The following is a 15411-nucleotide window of genomic DNA, read 5'->3' on the forward strand; positions in this document are numbered from 1 at the left end:
ACCGCCCAGGGTGGGGACTTTCGATGAGCATCACTGGGGAATTCCGGCGAGCGCCATCAATGTCAGCGGCCGATGCCAGGACCACGGGTCGGAGCGGCCACCGTCGGACGGTTCTCGAGCCGCCGACGCTGAGCGAGTACGGCGGCCTGCAGGCCAGCCGACCGCGGAGCCTGACTTCCGTACCGCTCGATGTCCTCGTCGACCCGGGTTGCCGCGTGGCCCGGCCCGAGGTCGGCGCGGTCGCGACTGAAGACCTCGATCCATTGCCGCCGCGCCTCGTCGACCGACTCGGCGACCAGGTGCGCGACGTTGCTGTGCCGGCCGCGGGTCATGCCGACGTACGCGGCGGCGGCGCCGGTTCCCTCGCCGACAACGAGACGCGCGGAGTGGACGGTGTCCCCCTGCGCGCCGTGGACTGTGGAGGCGAAGGCCAGCTCGACATGGTCGCGGACGTAGTCGGCGGGCAACTCGCGTTGGCCGGCCCGGCCGGTGACCACCAGGCTGCCGTCGTCCCCGATGCCGGAGACCGTCCAGACGTCGCGGTTCGCGACGCCGAGGTCGCGGTCGTTGCGTCGGGTGGCGACTCGGTCGCCGAGGCCGATGCGTTCACCTCGGCTGGTGATCTGCTCACCATCCGACTCCCCAGTGGGGCGGCGCCGGTCGCGAATCGCGGCGTTGATGGACCCGACCTGCTCGCGGGTGTCGGCGATGATCAGTTCGTCTCCCTCGGCGCCGATGTCGGCGAGTACGGCGGTGCGCTCGACCTCTGAGGGATGTACGACGATCCGTCCGCGCCCGAGCAACTCGTCGAAGACCTCGCCAGGCGACTCGCCGGAGCGCATCCGCAGACTCAACGCGGCGTACTCCGGATCGCTGAAGCGGTGCACCGACTCGAGCTCGAGGTGTGCCTCGGGCCGTACCCATCGTGCAGCGAGATCGAGCACGCCGCCGCGTCCGACAGCGGGCAGCTGGTGGCGGTCGCCGAGCAGCGCCACAGTTGCGTGGGCCTGGTCGGCGATGGCGAAGAGTGCACGAGCCGTGTCTTGGTCGAGCATCCCCGCCTCGTCGACCAGAAGCACGTCGCCGGGCAGCAGACGTGCGCTGGCCTCGGGGGTGGCGTCGACGCGCGACCAGTATCCGTCGTCGTCCCACCGGAACCCGTGCTGGTGAGCGAGCCAGGCCGCGGAGTACGCGTCGGCGCCGGCCTCGCTGCGCGCGGCTTGCGCGGCCTTGAGTGTCGGTGTGACGACCACAAGTCGTCGGTCCTGCGCCTCGAGCGTGTCACGTGCGGCGGCCAGCGTCGTGGTCTTGCCAGCACCAGCAGCGCCCTCGATGACGAGCAGGGAGGCGTCACCGGCGAGGGCCGCCACAACCGCCTGCTGGGCGCGATCGAGGTGGCCGGTCCCACGGACGCGAGGCGCCGGCGCGACAGGCCGCAAGGATCGGGCGGCGATGGTGTTCAGCAGTTCGTCTTCGACAGCGAGCACAAGGTCGGACGTCAGGCTCCGGACGTGCTCGGGTACGTCGGACCGCACACGCAGCGCTCGGCAGGCACTCACGGCGCGCATGGTGAGGTCCTCTGCCAACTCGGTGCGGACGCCCCGTTCGGCCACCACCCCCACCGAGGCGATCACCTTTTCGGCCTCCCCTCGGATGTCGGCGGCGTTCCACGCCGACCGCTTGGCTCCGAGTCGAAGGAGGATGAGCTCGACCGCGACGTCACGGTTGATCGCGCCGATCGCCGGCGCGCGCCCTTTCAACGTCTTTAATTCCTTTAAACATGGGCCGCCCGCAGGCGGCGCCGGCGCGCGGAACCCGAGCTCGACCAGCTCCTCGTGCCACCGCGTCACGAGCTCGCTGCCGTTCTCCGGCACGACCTTGTCCGGTCGCGCGTCCGCCCACGCACGTCGGTCCCATGACCGCCGCAACTTCGGCCCCGGCTCCTGTCCCGGATGGTCGGCTCGCCACTCCGCCTCGTAGCGGTCGATGTTGCGCGCGATCTGGCTCGAGCGCTCGCTGAACCGGCCGGCGTACGGCGCAAGCTCGGCGACCTCGCCGGCGTCGTCGAGTGTGTAGCCGTGCCCGGCCAGGGCGGTGCGGAACTCGGGATCGCACAGGACCGCGGCGTGACCGATCCCGTTGAGCGCCTCGATGGAGTCGACGACCCCGACCGAGTGGAGGCCGCGCCAGGCGCCGGCGGCGAACACCCGTGCGTTGATCTGAAGGTGGAGATGGCGGTGCGGGTCGCCGGCGCGCGAGGTGTAGTGCCGGATGACCGCAGCCTCGAGGTTCTCGACGGGAACCTGGACCTGTCGACCGCGCGGCCCGACGCGCGTCGTTGCGTGCTGCGCGACCCAGTCGATGATCTCCTCGGCAGCGCGCGTCTGCGCAGCGTCGTACGCGGCGGCGATCTCGGGATGGAGCGCGGCGGCGAGCGACCAGGTCTTGAGGCCGTTGACGACGACCTCGACGAACCTGAGAGCGTGGTCGTCGTTGCGCAGCCGGCCCTTCGCCTGACCGCTCTCAACGTCGTAGCCCGCGACCCACCGCTCATAGGTCTCGCCGTCCATGACGGTGGAGCGCTGGGATTTACACTTCGTTACACATCCCTGCGTGTGTAACGACGCGGAGATCCGCTCGGCGATGCCGCTGCCCTCGGCGAGGTAGTAGTCGTCGGCACGCGCGTGGTCGGCCTCGACGTAGCTGCGCGCAGCCGCTGCGGATCCTCGGTAGAACTTCACGCCGCCGTGCATTGGCCGCTCGTCACCGCCCGTCACTACTCGTCAAAGGCTCCTGAAATGACGCTCGGCCCGCCCGAGTGGGCGGACCGATCTACGGACTTTCGTAGCATGCGTGCCGCTCGGTTTGAACGCTTGAAGCGGCTTGGCGGGGCGCCGGTTTCCGGCCTCGTCAGGACTCGTCACTCCTCGTCATCGGGCGCGGGCTCCTGGGGCGTTTACCACTCGAGCTCGAGAGGATCGGTGATCTCGTTGAGCCGGTGGTGGACGTTCGCGATCACGTCTCGCGCCGGCTGGTCCCAGCTCAACTCCTGGAGCCGCGCGAGCATCTGGTTGACGATCACGAGGCCCGTCTCGAAGGGGATCTCGCCGGACGGCGTCGACCTCTGGGACGTAGCTCCAAGGCCCGGCGGCGAGGTGCATGCCGGAGAGGTAGAGCCACGTCTCGCTGCGGGTGTCGAAGGTCGATGCGCGTCTCGCAGGTGCTGCAGGAGGTCGCTCAGGATGGAGTAGAGCTCGTCCGGGTCGTGCCACCACGTGGGTTCTTGTGTCATGCCGGCACCGTCGTGGCGGGAGAGGAACCCTCGCCCTCAGCAGCAACGATTCTGTGGAGAACTGCCGTCAACGGGCGCGCTGTGAGTTGAAGTCGGCCGCCTCCGCGAGCCCGCACGGACTGATACGGCCCTATAACTTCGGCACCAGGAGCCGGGAGTTATCGGCGGCTATAGGACGTCGACGCGAGGTATCGGGTCGCTCGATACCTACCTTCAGAGGACGTCGACGAGCTCCGACAGCGGTACGTCGAGGGCGACCGCGACGGCGTAGAGCGTGTCGATCCGTGGCGTCTTGGTCGCGCCCTCGAGGTTGATGATCGTGCGGCGACCGACCCCGGACTCCTCCGCGAGACGGTCGATGCTCCAGCCCTTCTCGTGCCGGATCTGCGCGACCTTGATGCCCAAGGCGTGGAGCTTCGGGGCACGGTACGGCGAGGGCACGCCTCAATCTCGCGTGGTGCACTACGGTGCACAGTGTTCTAAAGTGCACTACCTGATCGGAGCGTCATGGAGCCGCCGCATAAGCACGAGATCCCAGCCGACGTGATCCCCGGCTTCGCGTCGCCATGGGACGGGACGGACGTCCCGTGCCCGCGGTGCGGCTCCGGGATCGGAGAGACGTGCCGTGTCCGACCTGGCCACAAGGCCTTCTTCGCTCATCCCGAGCGGGCCGCGATCTCTACGCGGTGACCGGCTGGGCGCGGCCTCTCTGAAGGTCCTCGAGGTGCTGAGAGAGCGTCTCAGCTGACACGGGCGCGTAGTCCCACCAGTCGACGCCGACGTTGATGTCCCACGTCCCGCTTGGTAGGACGCTCGCGGAACGCCTCGTGCGCATGGCCGCGGAGCAGCGGGATGCCCTCGTCGCGCAGCCCGAACTGCGCGTAGCGGTCCTCGTCATGGGAGTCGCCGGCGTAGGGGAAGTGCGACAGCAGCACCCGTGTCGCCGGCGCCTGGGGATGCGGCGGCGGAAGCGAGACCGCGACGTCCATAGCCGCCCCGAAACGGCGGCGACCCCCGTGCAATCAGAACGGCGGCTCCCCATCGCCTGCGATCTCATCCGCGGAGCCTGGCGACACCTTCGCCAGCTCGAGGAAGGCCTTGGCTCTCGCCAGTACCTCGTCATACGTCAGGATTTCGGGTTCGGTGAGCGACCGCCGAAACCCTTCGAAGGCCAGAAACTTCTCCTCGTGGATGCGGCCGTCGTCCGTCAGGTCCTCGAGCGTGCCGACCACCAGATAGCTGCGAGGCTTGAGGTTGTAGGCGCGCTCGCCCGTGACGTAGCCATCGACCTTTCGCTCGAGTTGGCGGCCGATGTCATCCTGCGCCCGGCGCACGGTGGCGTGTGCCTGAGCAACACCTCGGGTGACATGAGTTGATACCGGCCAAGCGCCCGAGCGGAATTGGCTCGCTTCCAAGAGAGGGACATCGTGCCTCTTGATCTCGGCGTAGACGAGGGCCTTGATCGCACCGGCCGTCTCCATGAGAGCGTCGGCTTCCTTGCCTGGCCCAGCGACGCTCGAACCTGCGACGTACCTCTCCAGGCGCTGCGGATCCCACGAGGTGAAGAGGTGGGCAGACAGACCAACTCCCAGCAGCCAGGGATTGGCCTCGAAGAAGCGCTGCCAAACGACCTCTGGGCCTCGACCCCCGGCCACCTCTGCGAAAAAGTCGGCGTCGGAAAGCATGCGGCTGAACCTCTCCACGACTTCCTGCCGTGCCCGCAGAGCGAGCACATCCGTGGCGTCGACGTCGCCTTCGATGAGCGCACGCAGAGCGCTTGGATCCTCGGCGTAGATCGCTTTGAGCCGCTCCGGATCCGCCACGACCTGTCGGATCATGGCCTCGTCGACGCGGACGCCATGCGGTTCCCGGGGGTCAACGCCGCTAAGAAGCGCGCAGAAGTCGAACAGCCTCCGGGCGCCCTCGGCATCAAGTCGGATGGCATCCACGACTTGAGGGTTGGGGCCGCCGGCACCCTCGACGCGCTGGATGCGGATCTCGGAGACGCCGCCGACATCGCCCACGACCCGCGCCTGGACTTGGACGCGCCCCTTGGGGGACCGGTAGAGATCCTCTGTCATGCTCGTCGGCCCATCAAGATCACCTTCACCCAGATCATCGGCAACCACCTGCCATGCCGTCTTGGTCGGCTGCCCAACTTCGCTCGCGCGGCCGTACTTCAACGGGAAGGCTCTGCTCGTGATGAACCGGCCAAGCGTTCGTCGCACCGCGTACTCACCAGCTGTGAGCGGCTCCTCTGGCTCGAACTGGTCCCAGACCACGTCCATCAGCCGCTGCCAGACCCGACTCCAGCGAAGAGCTCTGCCTGCTCGAGGACGAGCTCGATCGCCTTCTCCTCCAGGTCGGGCGGATAGCCGTTGATCGCGAGCAGACGGCGGACCTTCGACCGCATCCCAGCCTTGACCGACTCCTTGTAGTTCCAGTCGATCGTGACCGAGTTGCGCACCGACCAGACGAGGTCGACCGAGATCTTCTTGAGCTTCTCGTCGCCGAGCTCGAGGACAGCCGCCTCGTTCTGGACGATGGCGTCGTAGAACGCGGCTTCGGCCTCGCTCAGGCCGAGCTGCTCGTGTCGGTTGGACTGATCGCGCATCTCCTTGGCGAGCTTGACCAGCTCCGCGATGATCTCGGCCGTCGTGAGCGAGCGGTTGGTGTACTTGTTGATCGCCTCCTCCAACTGCTCGGAGAACTTGCGCGACTGGACGAGGTTGGACCGGGCGACGGTCTTGATCCGGTCGTTGAGGATTCTCCGCAGCAGTCCGAGCTGGAGGTTGGGCTTGTCCTTGTGAGCCAGGGAGTCGAGGAACTCGTCGGAGAGGATCGAGATCTCGGGTGTCTCTACTCCGGCGAGCTTGTAGATGTCGACGACCTCGTCGGCGGCGACTGCCTCGTTCACGAGCTGGCCGATGGCGGTGTCCACCTCGACGGCGCCGGAGCCGCCGCGACCCGAGTCGGGGTTGAGGATCTTCAGGATCGCGGCCCGCACGTCGGTGAAGAGTCGTACGTCGTTCCGGATCCCCGCTGCTTCCTCCCTCGCGCCGGCCAAGGCGTACGCCTTCGCCAGAGCAAGCACCTGATCGAGGAAGCGGCTCTGTCGGTCCTGGTCGGCCATGACAAAGTCGAGCACTTTAGCGTGCTCGGCGAGCCGCTGGCCTGCGGAGAGGTCGGGTGAGGAGTCGTAGTCGCACCCATGCAGCAGCTCGCGCACGATGTCGTGCTTCTCAAGCATCGCGTCCACGAGCTCGTCGATCGGTACGCCGGCCTGGTCGCGGTCGGAGGGCGAGTACTCGACGAGCGCCTTCTGGAGGTTGGCGAACACGCCGATGTAGTCGACGATCAGACCGCCGGGCTTGTCGCGGAAGGTGCGGTTGACGCGGGCGATCGCCTGCATCAGTCCGGCGCCCTGCATGGTCTTGTCGACGTACATGGTGTGCATCGACGGGGCGTCGAAGCCGGTGAGCCACATGTCGCGGACGATGACGATCTCGAGTGGATCGTCCGGGTCCTTCGCGCGTGCCTTGATGTCGCGGCGAACGTCCTTGGAGTGCAGGTGCGGCTGGAATGCCGGCGGGTCGGCGGCCGACCCGGTCATGACGACCTTGATCCGGCCGGCCATCGGGTCCTCGGAGTGCCAGTCGGGACGCAGGGCCACGATCTTCTCGTAGAGGCGTACGGCGATGCGACGCGACATGGTCACGATCATCGCCTTGCCGAGCATCGCCTCGCGGCGCTTCTCCCAGTGCTGCACGATGTCGGCGGCGATGAGGTCGAGCCGGTCCTCGGCGCCGACGATGGCCTCGAGCCGGGCCCATCTGGACTTTGCCTTCCGGGCCTCGTCCTCCTCGACCTCGCTGGTGATCTCGTCGGCGAGCTCGTCGAGTGCGCCCATGTCGGCCTCTGACAGGCCGACCTTCGCGAGCCTGGACTCGTAGTAGATCTTGACCGTGGCGCCGTCCTCGACGGCGCGCGTGAGGTCGTAGACGTCGATGTAGTCGCCGAAGACCGAGCGTGTGGACTTGTCCCCGGACTCGATGGGCGTGCCGGTGAACCCGAGGAAGGTCGCTCCCGGGAGCGCGTCGCGCATGTGCTTGGCGAGCCCGGCCTTGAGGGTGCCGTCGGCCGCCAGGGTCTCGCCGAAGCCGTACTGCGAGCGGTGGGCCTCGTCGGCGACAACCACGACGTTGCGCCGGTCGGTGAGCACGGGGTTGACGTCACCGCCGACCAGTGGCGCGAACTTCTGCAGCGTCGTGAAGACGATGCCGCCCGAGGCGCGTTGCAGCAGCGAGCGCAGGTCTGCTCGCGACGCGGCCTGGACCGGCTTCTCAGGCAGGATCGCTGCGGGCGCGAAGACCTCGCCGAACAGCTGGTCGTCCAGGTCGTTCCGGTCGGTGAGGAACACCAGGGTCGGGTTGCCCATCCGCGGGTCTCGCATCACCTTCGCGGCATAGAGGAGCATCTCGATGCTCTTGCCGGAGCCCTGCGTGTGCCAGACGACGCCGCCGCGCCGATCGCCGGTCGGCCCGGCGGCCTCGACGGTGGACTCGACGGCAGCATTGACGGCCCAGTACTGGTGATACTTCGCGACCCGCTTCACCAGTCCGCCGGCCTCGTCGGAGAACACGACGAAGCTCTTCAGCAGGTCGAGGAACCTGGCCGGCTCGAACACACCCTTGAGCAAGACCTCCAAGGCGGGCTTGTCGGTGACGACGTCGCGGCCGTCGATGGTCTTCCACGGTGCGTAGTGCTCGAAGGCACCGGTGAAGGAGCTCATCGCGGCCGAGGTCCCGTCGGAGATGACCGTAACCGCGTTGGGCGTGAACAGGGCCGGAATGTCGGTGCGGTAGGTCTGCACCTGGTTCCACGCGGTGCGGAGCGTCGCGTGCTCGGCGACGGAGCTCTTCAGCTCGAGCAAGCCCAGCGGGATCCCGTTGACGTAGACGAGGACGTCGGGTCGGCGGTTCCTGTTGCCGACGATGGTCACCTGGTTGACCGCGAGCCAGTCATTCTGGTCAGGCTGGTCGAAGTCGATGAGACGCACGTGCGCCGTGCGCACCTGACCGTCTGCGCCGCGGTGCTCGACCGGCACACCGTCGACGAGCAGCCGGTGGACGCGGAGGTTCTCGGCAAGCTCGGACTGCGACTCGGCCCGGCGCAGGCGCTTGATGGCCTCGTCGACCAGGTCCGCGTGGTTGGGGTTGAGCCGTCGCCCCGCGGCACGGAGCCGGTCGAGCAGGTAGACCTCGTCCCACGAGGCCCGCTCCTCGGCCATGCCGCCAGGCCCGATGTTGGGGCCGAACTCGGTGGCGTATCCGACCTCGCGGAGGTAATCGAGGGCGGCGGCCTCGATCACCGCCTCGTCGAACTGCGACACCCGCTGACCTCACTCGTCCTGGGATCCGGTGGCGAAGTACCGGCGAGCCCTCGTGTTTCCTCGGGCTTCGACCACTCCCGCGAGGGCGAGATCGTTGAGCAAGTGACGGACGATTGCCGGCTCTTCTCCGACCAAGTCTGCAGCCTCAGCAGTCGAGAGGCTCCCTCTTCGCTGAATCTCGTCGATGAGCAGCTGTCGCGCTCGGGATCTGGCTTCCACCCCACCTGCGCCGGCACGCATGACGACCTCGTCGGACAACTCGTAATGCGCGCCACCTCTCTCCCCTTGGCGCAATAGAAGGCCCTTCGCGACCGCTGCGCGCAGTACTGCATCGACATCGAGATCGGGCAGCAGCTGTACGGCGCGCCGGCGGGTGATGGTGCCCTCCCGACGTGCGACGACCAGGATGCGCCGCTCGGCTGTGGTCAGCCGGAGACTGCCCAGCAGTGCCAGCCAGGCCTGATCCTCGATCGAGACGAGGAAGCGGTTCCGCAGCGTGACCGTCACCGAGTCAGGGGTGGGCACGATCAGCGGGGGATCCATGAGGCGGGCCTCCATCTCGCTGAACATGAGGTCGATGCCCTCGCCGTACTCCTCCACGAGGTTGAGCTGCTTGAGGACCCTCATGATGCGTCGGTTGCGGGAGTAGTGCTCGTCGCGGATGTTGTCGAGCGTGATCGGGCCTGGCAGCCCGCCAGGGCTTCGGATCTCGATTCGGTCGTCCCAGATCGTGATGTCGACGGTGGACCCGGACCGTCCGTAGTCGCGGTGCGCGAGAGCGTTCAGCACCGCCTCACGCACGACCCTTGTCGGGTACTCGGGCCACACTTCGCGCCGCGCGCCGATGACGACCTGATAGCGCTTCGTGTGCCGCGCGACGAAATCCAGGACCTGGTCGACCAGTTGATCGATCGGTGCTGACAGCTCGACGCGCTCCTCGGTGGGTCCGGGCCCGGGACCTACTCCGGTCCGGCGCACCAACTGCACCGATGCGCCGGAGGTCAGTGCGCGGGGGTCACGGGCGAAGAGCACCGCCGCCGCGACGGTGATGCGAGGATCGAGCGGCGGCGCTTGGGGGACGGCTACCCCGAGGTCAACGAGTGCGGAGACGAGGTCCTCGGAGACGCATGGGCCCTTGCCGTCAGCCGCTAGGGCTCTGTTGACGGCGTCGAGGTCGAATTCGGCGGGCCCAAGGATCGGCTCCTCCTCCGCCGAGGTCTCCGAGCGTTCCCGCACGAATCTGGCGAGTTGGTCCCCGATAAGCGGCTGGTTGTCCGAGCCGATGCGGCGGAGAAGTCGACCATCGGGTGTGGTGACGATGCGTCCCCGCACCTCCGGGACGGCGATCACGACGACCTTGTCGTCCCCGACGGCCAGCTCTTTCAGTTGGACCTCCACCCCGACGCTGTGGCCTGCCCGAGCGATGTGGTCGTGCACCTTCTGGGTGAGCTCGCAGCCGTACAGGCTTCGGTCATTGGCGATGCCGAGAATGATGAGACCGCCGTCGGTCATGGCCATGGCTGGGATGAGGTCAGTGAGCTTGGCAGGCTCACGTTTGAAGTCGAGGCGCGTCCCCTCGAGGTCTCCGACCAGGTCGAGCAGCTCGGCGAGCGTGGTCGGCTGCGGGAGGTCGGAGAGTCTGGGCACCACCTTCATGTGCCAAGATTACTCGAACTTGGGCGTTGAAAGCGCTCAGGACGCGATTTCGCTGCCAAGCTATTCGAAACAAGTCCGAAGAGGCGGCAGCGACACCGACGCGTCGAAGCCATTCACTGGCTCTCCGCGGCGCCGAGGAACTCGTTGAGTCGGGCGGCGATCAGCTCACGGCGTTGGGTGACGAACTTCTCGAAGCCCTCGGGCACGGCGTTCGTGTCATCGAAGACCACGAGCTGCTTTGCCAGCTGCTCCTTGGAGTACTTCGGGGCGTAGTCGGCCGGAGCCTTGGCGCTGATGTCCTTATTGGTCTTGGAGCTGATGAATGCGAGGTTGGCGATGTCGTCGACGTCGCGGCCGTCGACGTCGGGCCGGGCCTTCTTCATGTACGCCTTGGGGAAGACGTGGTGGAACTCGATCTTGTCAGCGTGCCCGGCGAGCTTGGGGCTGATGAGCAGGTTGGTCGCCCAGTCCTTCGCGCCGTCGGCGCGGAATGCGAGGAACATGGTCTTGAAGGCTCCGCTGCGTGCGGTGCGACCGACCAGGTCTGCGGCGGTGAAGTCGAGGCGCCCGACCTGCTGGACCAGACGCTGGTTGAGCCCTCCGATCTTGTCGTCCGAGCGCAGGGCGGCGAGGTCCTGGTCGAGCAGGGTCTCGGTCGACCCGCGTGAGTAGCGGCCCTTCGCGTTGGCCAGCAGGAACCACTTCCGGAAGGCAGCCGCGTCGCTGTCGGTGATCTTGTAGTCCATCTGGGCGCCCCAGTAGGCCGTGGCGATCATCAGGAACGGCGACGAGAGGAGGGTCGGGCTGTCGACACCGATGTTCTGCTGGGCGAAGTTGACGGCGAAGTCCATCGCGCGCTTGGTGCGCTTCCAGCCGTCCTCCAGAGTCGGTTGGGTCATGGAGGCGACGGTGAGGAATCGAGACTGTCCGGTGATGATCGCGATGAGGGTCTTGAGGTGGACACCGAGGTCCAGGTCGAAGCCCCTCTGCGCGACCTCTGCCTGGTAGGCGTTGAAGAGCGCCAGAGAGCCGTTCCACTTCGCGGTGATCTGGGCGAGGGCCAGGTCGGAGCTGCGGAGCTTGGCACCGAGGGAGTTGACCCGTACGAAGATCTCGGTCACTTCCTCATAGGACTTCGACGGTTCGAGGATGTCGACGCGGTAGGAGTAGTCGGCGATCGAGCGGAGCTGCTTGAGCCGGGCCGAGTAGCGCTCGTAGTTGGGGTCGTCGAAGCCGGTGACGCCGGCCGCCTTGAGCAGCTCGGAGTCGGACTTCTTGAACACGTCGGTGACCTTGACCCAGTTGGGCAGGGCGGCGACCTGGTTGCTGGCGACGACGAACGCCCGGCGGTTGACGCGCGTGATCAGGTCGGAGTCGACGTCGTCGGCGTCGTCGGCGTCCTCATGGCTGTCGTTGTCCTCGGCCACCTCGGTGATGAAGGTCAGCTCGTCGGGGTGGTCGAGGTTGAAGAGGATCTCGACGGGACGCTTGCGGTTCTTGACCGTGACAGGCTCACCACGCAGGACCGCAGACAGCGAGGTGAGGCGCTGCTGACCGTCGAGCAGCAACAGCGGTGCCGTCACCGGCTCGCTGTTCGTCGCGACGGCGAAGGCGCGGGTCTCCACCGTCGCCGCCGGCTGCCAGGTCAGGATCACGCCGGACGGGTACTCGCGGTAGAGCGAGTCGAGCAGGTCGCGCACCTTGGTGGACGTCCAGACGTACTTGCGCTGCATCTCTGGCAGCTGCAGCTCGCCGCGTTCGATCTTGGCGACCAGTTCCCTGACCGGGTAGTCCGACTTGCCCACGCTGCCTCCCTCTACTCGGTCCCATCCTGTACGACAGCAGCGGCCTCCGGCACACGAATGCGGCCAGAGAGCAGCTCGGGGCAAAGGACGCCGCGAACCGCGGCAAGTCGCCTGCTCTCATCTCGCAACTGCGTCATTCGGCGAAAGAGGGGGATGGCGAACGAGTTGAAACTCGTTACCGATCCGGAGCTCGGCCTCGCGATTCTGTACTGATTGAAGCGGTCAGCCTGGAACCTCTGGCGGCCAGATGTACCGGTCATGCTTCGGATCGTGAACGATCGGATCTCTTCGCTACGCACCAAGCAATAAATCCAAGGGGTGGAGAAGTTGTCTTTCGGGGACAAGACCACATACTCAGTTGAGCCCCAGCCGACGGTGCCCTCCTCAAGCATGTCAACCACCGCGGTCTTCCCGTTCTCTAGGCACGGGGTGATTCGAGCCATCAGCACGTCCCCGTTCTTAAACCGCTGGCCGGATCCTGCTGGCCGCGATGCCCAGTCGTAGATCTCAGCTGAGAACTCGGGGAGAGAGCTCATACCTACATACGTCGCGTCCGCACCAGCCGAGAGGTGCCGGCGCGGGTTGATCTCAACGAGCTCGGAGATCGGAACGCCGTCCGACACGTCGGCAATGTCGAAGGATCGCTCAAAGTGAGCTCGGACCACTTCCTCGGACAGCTTGATTGCGCGGCGGTTGGAATCGATCTTGTCGTCGATCGCTTCGAGAACGTTGACGATCATGTTTCGCTCGGGGGTCAGCGTCGGCACTGGATAGGAGAGGAAGTCCGCGCGACTCAGCGCTACGACCGCGCTGCCCGTCGCGCGGCCGGCGCAGTAGGCGCGATACGCAGGCGTCCTGAGCAACCAGTAGATGTACCGCTCAAAGGGAAGGTCGCGCTCGCGAAACACTAGGCGCACGGTGTCCTGGGTTAGCCGTCCCGCTGGCACGGACTCGGGCAGGCGAGCGATCGAGCCGATCATCTCCCCGTCCTTCGTTGCCCCTTTCAGCGAGACGAACAGATCTCCCGGCGCGAGCATCAGATCCGGCGGGCACTCGCCGCCATAGGTCTTGAAGTCATTGCGAAACCCGCCGCCTGGAACGATGGAGCCCAACCCGAGCAGAGCGGGTCCGGGTTGACCGACGAGCGCACCCTTGTAGGTCTTGCCGCGGATCAGATCGACGTAGTCGCCGAGAACGGCCACGTCACTCAACTCCAAGGTTCGACATGCCACGGCGGATCTCTTCCTCCAGGTCCCGCCCGCGGTCGAACTCCGCGTACAGCTCCTTGGTGAGCCGGGCGATCTTGTCGGCGATCGGCTCGTCGTCGGCGGCGGTGTCCTCGGCGCCGACATACCGCCCGGGGGTGAGGACGAAGTCGTGGGCCTTGATCTCCTCCAGGCTGGCGGCCTTTGCGAAACCCGGGACGTCCTCGTAGGTCTCGACGGGCTCGACCACCGGGGAGGAGGGCTTGTTGCGCCAGCGGTGGTAAGTGTCGGCGATCCGTGCGATGTCGGTGTCGTCGAGGACGCGCAGCCGTCGGGTTTCCATGCGGCCGAGCTTGCGGGCGTCGATGAAGAGGACCTCGCCGTGGCGGTCGCGGTGGCCGTTGCCGTGGCGCTCCTTGGAGACGAACCACAGGCTGACCGGGATGCCGGTGTTGAAGAAGAGCCGGTCGGGCATGGCGACGATGCAGTCGACCAGGTCGGCCTCGACCAGCTTGCGGCGGATCTCCCCCTCACCCCCCGACTTCGACGACAGGGACCCGTTGGCGAGGACGAACCCGGCGGTGCCCTTGGGGGAGAGGTGGTGGACGAAGTGCTGGACCCAGGCGAAGTTCGCGTTACCGGCCGGCGGCGTGCCGTACTTCCAGCGGGGGTCGTCGGCGAGCTTGGCGTCCCACCAGTTGGAGACGTTGAACGGTGGGTTGGCGAGGATGAAGTCGGCGCGCAGGTCGGGGTGGAGGTCGGCGGTGAAGGTGTCGGCGGAGCGTTCGCCGAGGTCGGCCTCGATGCCGCGCAGGGCGAGGTTCATCTTGGCCAGCCGCCAGGTGGCGTCGGTGTACTCCTGGCCGTAGACCGAGATCTTGTCGGTGCTGCCGCCGTGGGCCTTCACGAACTCGGCCGACTGGACGAACATGCCTCCTGACCCGCAGGCGGGGTCGTAGACGCGGCCCTCGAACGGCTCGAGCATCTCCACGAGCGTCTTGACCACGCTGCGGGGGGTGTAGAACGCGCCGGCGTCCTTGCCCGACTCCTTCCCGGCGAACTGGCCGAGGAAGTACTCGTAGACCCGGCCCAGGACGTCGTCGGAGCCGTGGTCGTCGGTCTCGGTGAACCCGATGGATCCGATCAGGTCGACGAGCTGGCCGAGGCGTCGCTTGTCGAGGCCCTCGCGTCCGTAGTTGCGCGGGAGGACGCCGCGGATGACGGGGTTCTCCTTCTCGATCAGGTCCATGGCCGCGTCGATATCGGTGCCTATCGTCGGCAGCTTCGCCCGGTCCTGGATCGCTTTCCAGCGGGCCTCTTCGGGCACCCAGAAGACGTTCTTGGACTTGTACTCGTCGCGCACCTCAAGGAAGTCCGAGATGCGGTTCTCCGGCATTCCGTCTGCGACGAGCTCTGCTTCGAGCTCACGGCGGCGGGCCTCGAACCGGTCAGAGATGTACTTCAGGAAGACCAGGCCAAGGACGACGTGCTTGTACTCACTGGGCTCCTGGTTGCCACGCAGCGCGTCGGCCGCATCCCAGAGCCGTTGCTCCAGGGACTTGGTCGGCTTTGCCGGTTTGGCCTTCGCCGCCGGCTTCGGCTTGGCGGCCGAGGGAGCGGCTCCGGCGGGTGCTGCCTTCGGCTGGGACAGAGCCACCGCCTCGTCCGCGCCGATCTTCCGACGCAGCGAGCCACCCCGCCCGCGCCCGACTGCGATCTCATCCGTCGCGAGCAGGAGCGCCTTCGCGGCGTCGTACCGTTTCTCGCTGCTCCATCCGAGCTCGGTGCGGGCGCGTTGGTTGCCCATGGTCGAGCCGTCGTCCGGGAGGACTTCCCACAGCGCCTCGGCATCGAGGGAGACCTTGGTCCGGCTGACCCGCCCGCCCTCGACCACTAGATGACCGCTCTCGACCAAGAGCTCGAGGTTCTCCTCGCCCAGCCTCGAGGCCAGTGGCCCTCGGTTCTTCAGCTCCCCCGGTTGCATCTCGATCAGTTCGTTCCACACGTCGTCCGGGATGGGCATGATCCCCATCTTCGGCCATGGCTCCGGCGGAAATCACG

At 66.9% G+C, this 15411-nt stretch carries 11 protein-coding genes; 1 reads left to right on the forward strand and 10 read right to left on the reverse strand.

The annotated features are described in order from the left end of the window. Positions 1 to 62: 62 nt before the first annotated feature. From mobF to D6B71_RS08320, 3 genes are all read right to left on the reverse strand, one after another. Complete coding sequence (gene mobF / locus D6B71_RS08315) at positions 63 to 2753, reverse strand: MobF family relaxase (protein WP_121253956.1); 2691 nt, start codon at positions 2751 to 2753, stop codon at positions 63 to 65. A 203-nt stretch (positions 2754 to 2956) separates the two neighbouring features. Beyond that, the gene (locus tag D6B71_RS23765; protein WP_276310991.1) at positions 2957 to 3082 is read right to left on the reverse strand and encodes a hypothetical protein; all 126 of its coding nucleotides are present in this window, start codon (positions 3080 to 3082) and stop codon (positions 2957 to 2959) included. Between the two features lie 423 nt (positions 3083 to 3505). Further along, positions 3506 to 3733 (reverse strand): helix-turn-helix domain-containing protein, encoded by a 228-nt coding sequence (locus D6B71_RS08320; RefSeq protein ID WP_121253958.1) that lies wholly within the window; start codon positions 3731 to 3733, stop codon positions 3506 to 3508. 66 nt (positions 3734 to 3799) lie between these two features. Between D6B71_RS08320 and D6B71_RS23925 the strand changes: the two genes are divergently transcribed. Then, positions 3800 to 3982: a zinc finger domain-containing protein gene (locus D6B71_RS23925; protein ID WP_420846317.1), complete on the forward strand. Its 183-nt coding sequence runs from the start codon at positions 3800 to 3802 to the stop codon at positions 3980 to 3982. Positions 3983 to 4032: 50 nt separating this feature from the next. On the opposite strand, the gene D6B71_RS08325 is transcribed toward D6B71_RS23925, so the two are convergent. From D6B71_RS08325 to D6B71_RS08355, 7 genes are all read right to left on the reverse strand, one after another. Then, on the reverse strand, positions 4033 to 4281 hold the full coding sequence (locus D6B71_RS08325) for a hypothetical protein (protein ID WP_121253960.1): 249 nt from the start codon (positions 4279 to 4281) through the stop codon (positions 4033 to 4035). Positions 4282 to 4314: 33 nt separating this feature from the next. Continuing rightward, positions 4315 to 5580, reverse strand: coding sequence for a Shedu immune nuclease family protein (locus tag D6B71_RS08330; RefSeq protein WP_121253962.1), 1266 nt, complete (start codon positions 5578 to 5580; stop codon positions 4315 to 4317). Continuing rightward, positions 5580 to 8684 carry a type I restriction endonuclease subunit R gene (locus tag D6B71_RS08335; protein WP_121253964.1) on the reverse strand — a complete coding sequence of 1035 codons (3105 nt, stop codon included), beginning with the start codon at positions 8682 to 8684 and terminating at the stop codon, positions 5580 to 5582. Before D6B71_RS08335 ends, D6B71_RS08330 begins: the two co-directional genes overlap by 1 nt. A gap of 9 nt (positions 8685 to 8693) precedes the next feature. Next, positions 8694 to 10340 (reverse strand): ATP-binding protein, encoded by a 1647-nt coding sequence (locus tag D6B71_RS08340; RefSeq protein WP_121253966.1) that lies wholly within the window; start codon positions 10338 to 10340, stop codon positions 8694 to 8696. Between the two features lie 113 nt (positions 10341 to 10453). Further along, positions 10454 to 12145 (reverse strand): GmrSD restriction endonuclease domain-containing protein, encoded by a 1692-nt coding sequence (locus D6B71_RS08345; RefSeq protein ID WP_121253968.1) that lies wholly within the window; start codon positions 12143 to 12145, stop codon positions 10454 to 10456. Between the two features lie 11 nt (positions 12146 to 12156). Beyond that, positions 12157 to 13347 carry a restriction endonuclease subunit S gene (locus D6B71_RS08350; protein ID WP_121253970.1) on the reverse strand — a complete coding sequence of 397 codons (1191 nt, stop codon included), beginning with the start codon at positions 13345 to 13347 and terminating at the stop codon, positions 12157 to 12159. A 1-nt stretch (position 13348) separates the two neighbouring features. Further along, positions 13349 to 15373 (reverse strand): class I SAM-dependent DNA methyltransferase, encoded by a 2025-nt coding sequence (locus D6B71_RS08355; protein ID WP_240641216.1) that lies wholly within the window; start codon positions 15371 to 15373, stop codon positions 13349 to 13351. Positions 15374 to 15411: the final 38 nt, after the last annotated feature.

This window comes from Nocardioides ferulae (assembly GCF_003660455.1).
Classification (GTDB): Bacteria; Actinomycetota; Actinomycetes; order Propionibacteriales; family Nocardioidaceae; genus Nocardioides; species Nocardioides ferulae.

Bases quoted from the DNA above. Each gene is read 5' to 3' on its own strand.
- D6B71_RS23925 (WP_420846317.1), top strand. From the start codon at position 3,800: ATGGAGCCGCCGCATAAGCACGAGATCCCAGCCGACGTGATCCCCGGC.
- D6B71_RS08325 (WP_121253960.1), bottom strand. From the start codon at position 4,281: ATGGACGTCGCGGTCTCGCTTCCGCCGCCGCATCCCCAGGCGCCGGCG.
- D6B71_RS08340 (WP_121253966.1), bottom strand. From the start codon at position 10,340: ATGAAGGTGGTGCCCAGACTCTCCGACCTCCCGCAGCCGACCACGCTC.
- D6B71_RS08330 (WP_121253962.1), bottom strand. From the start codon at position 5,580: ATGGACGTGGTCTGGGACCAGTTCGAGCCAGAGGAGCCGCTCACAGCT.
- D6B71_RS08355 (WP_240641216.1), bottom strand. From the start codon at position 15,373: ATGCCCATCCCGGACGACGTGTGGAACGAACTGATCGAGATGCAACCG.
- mobF (WP_121253956.1), bottom strand. From the start codon at position 2,753: ATGCACGGCGGCGTGAAGTTCTACCGAGGATCCGCAGCGGCTGCGCGC.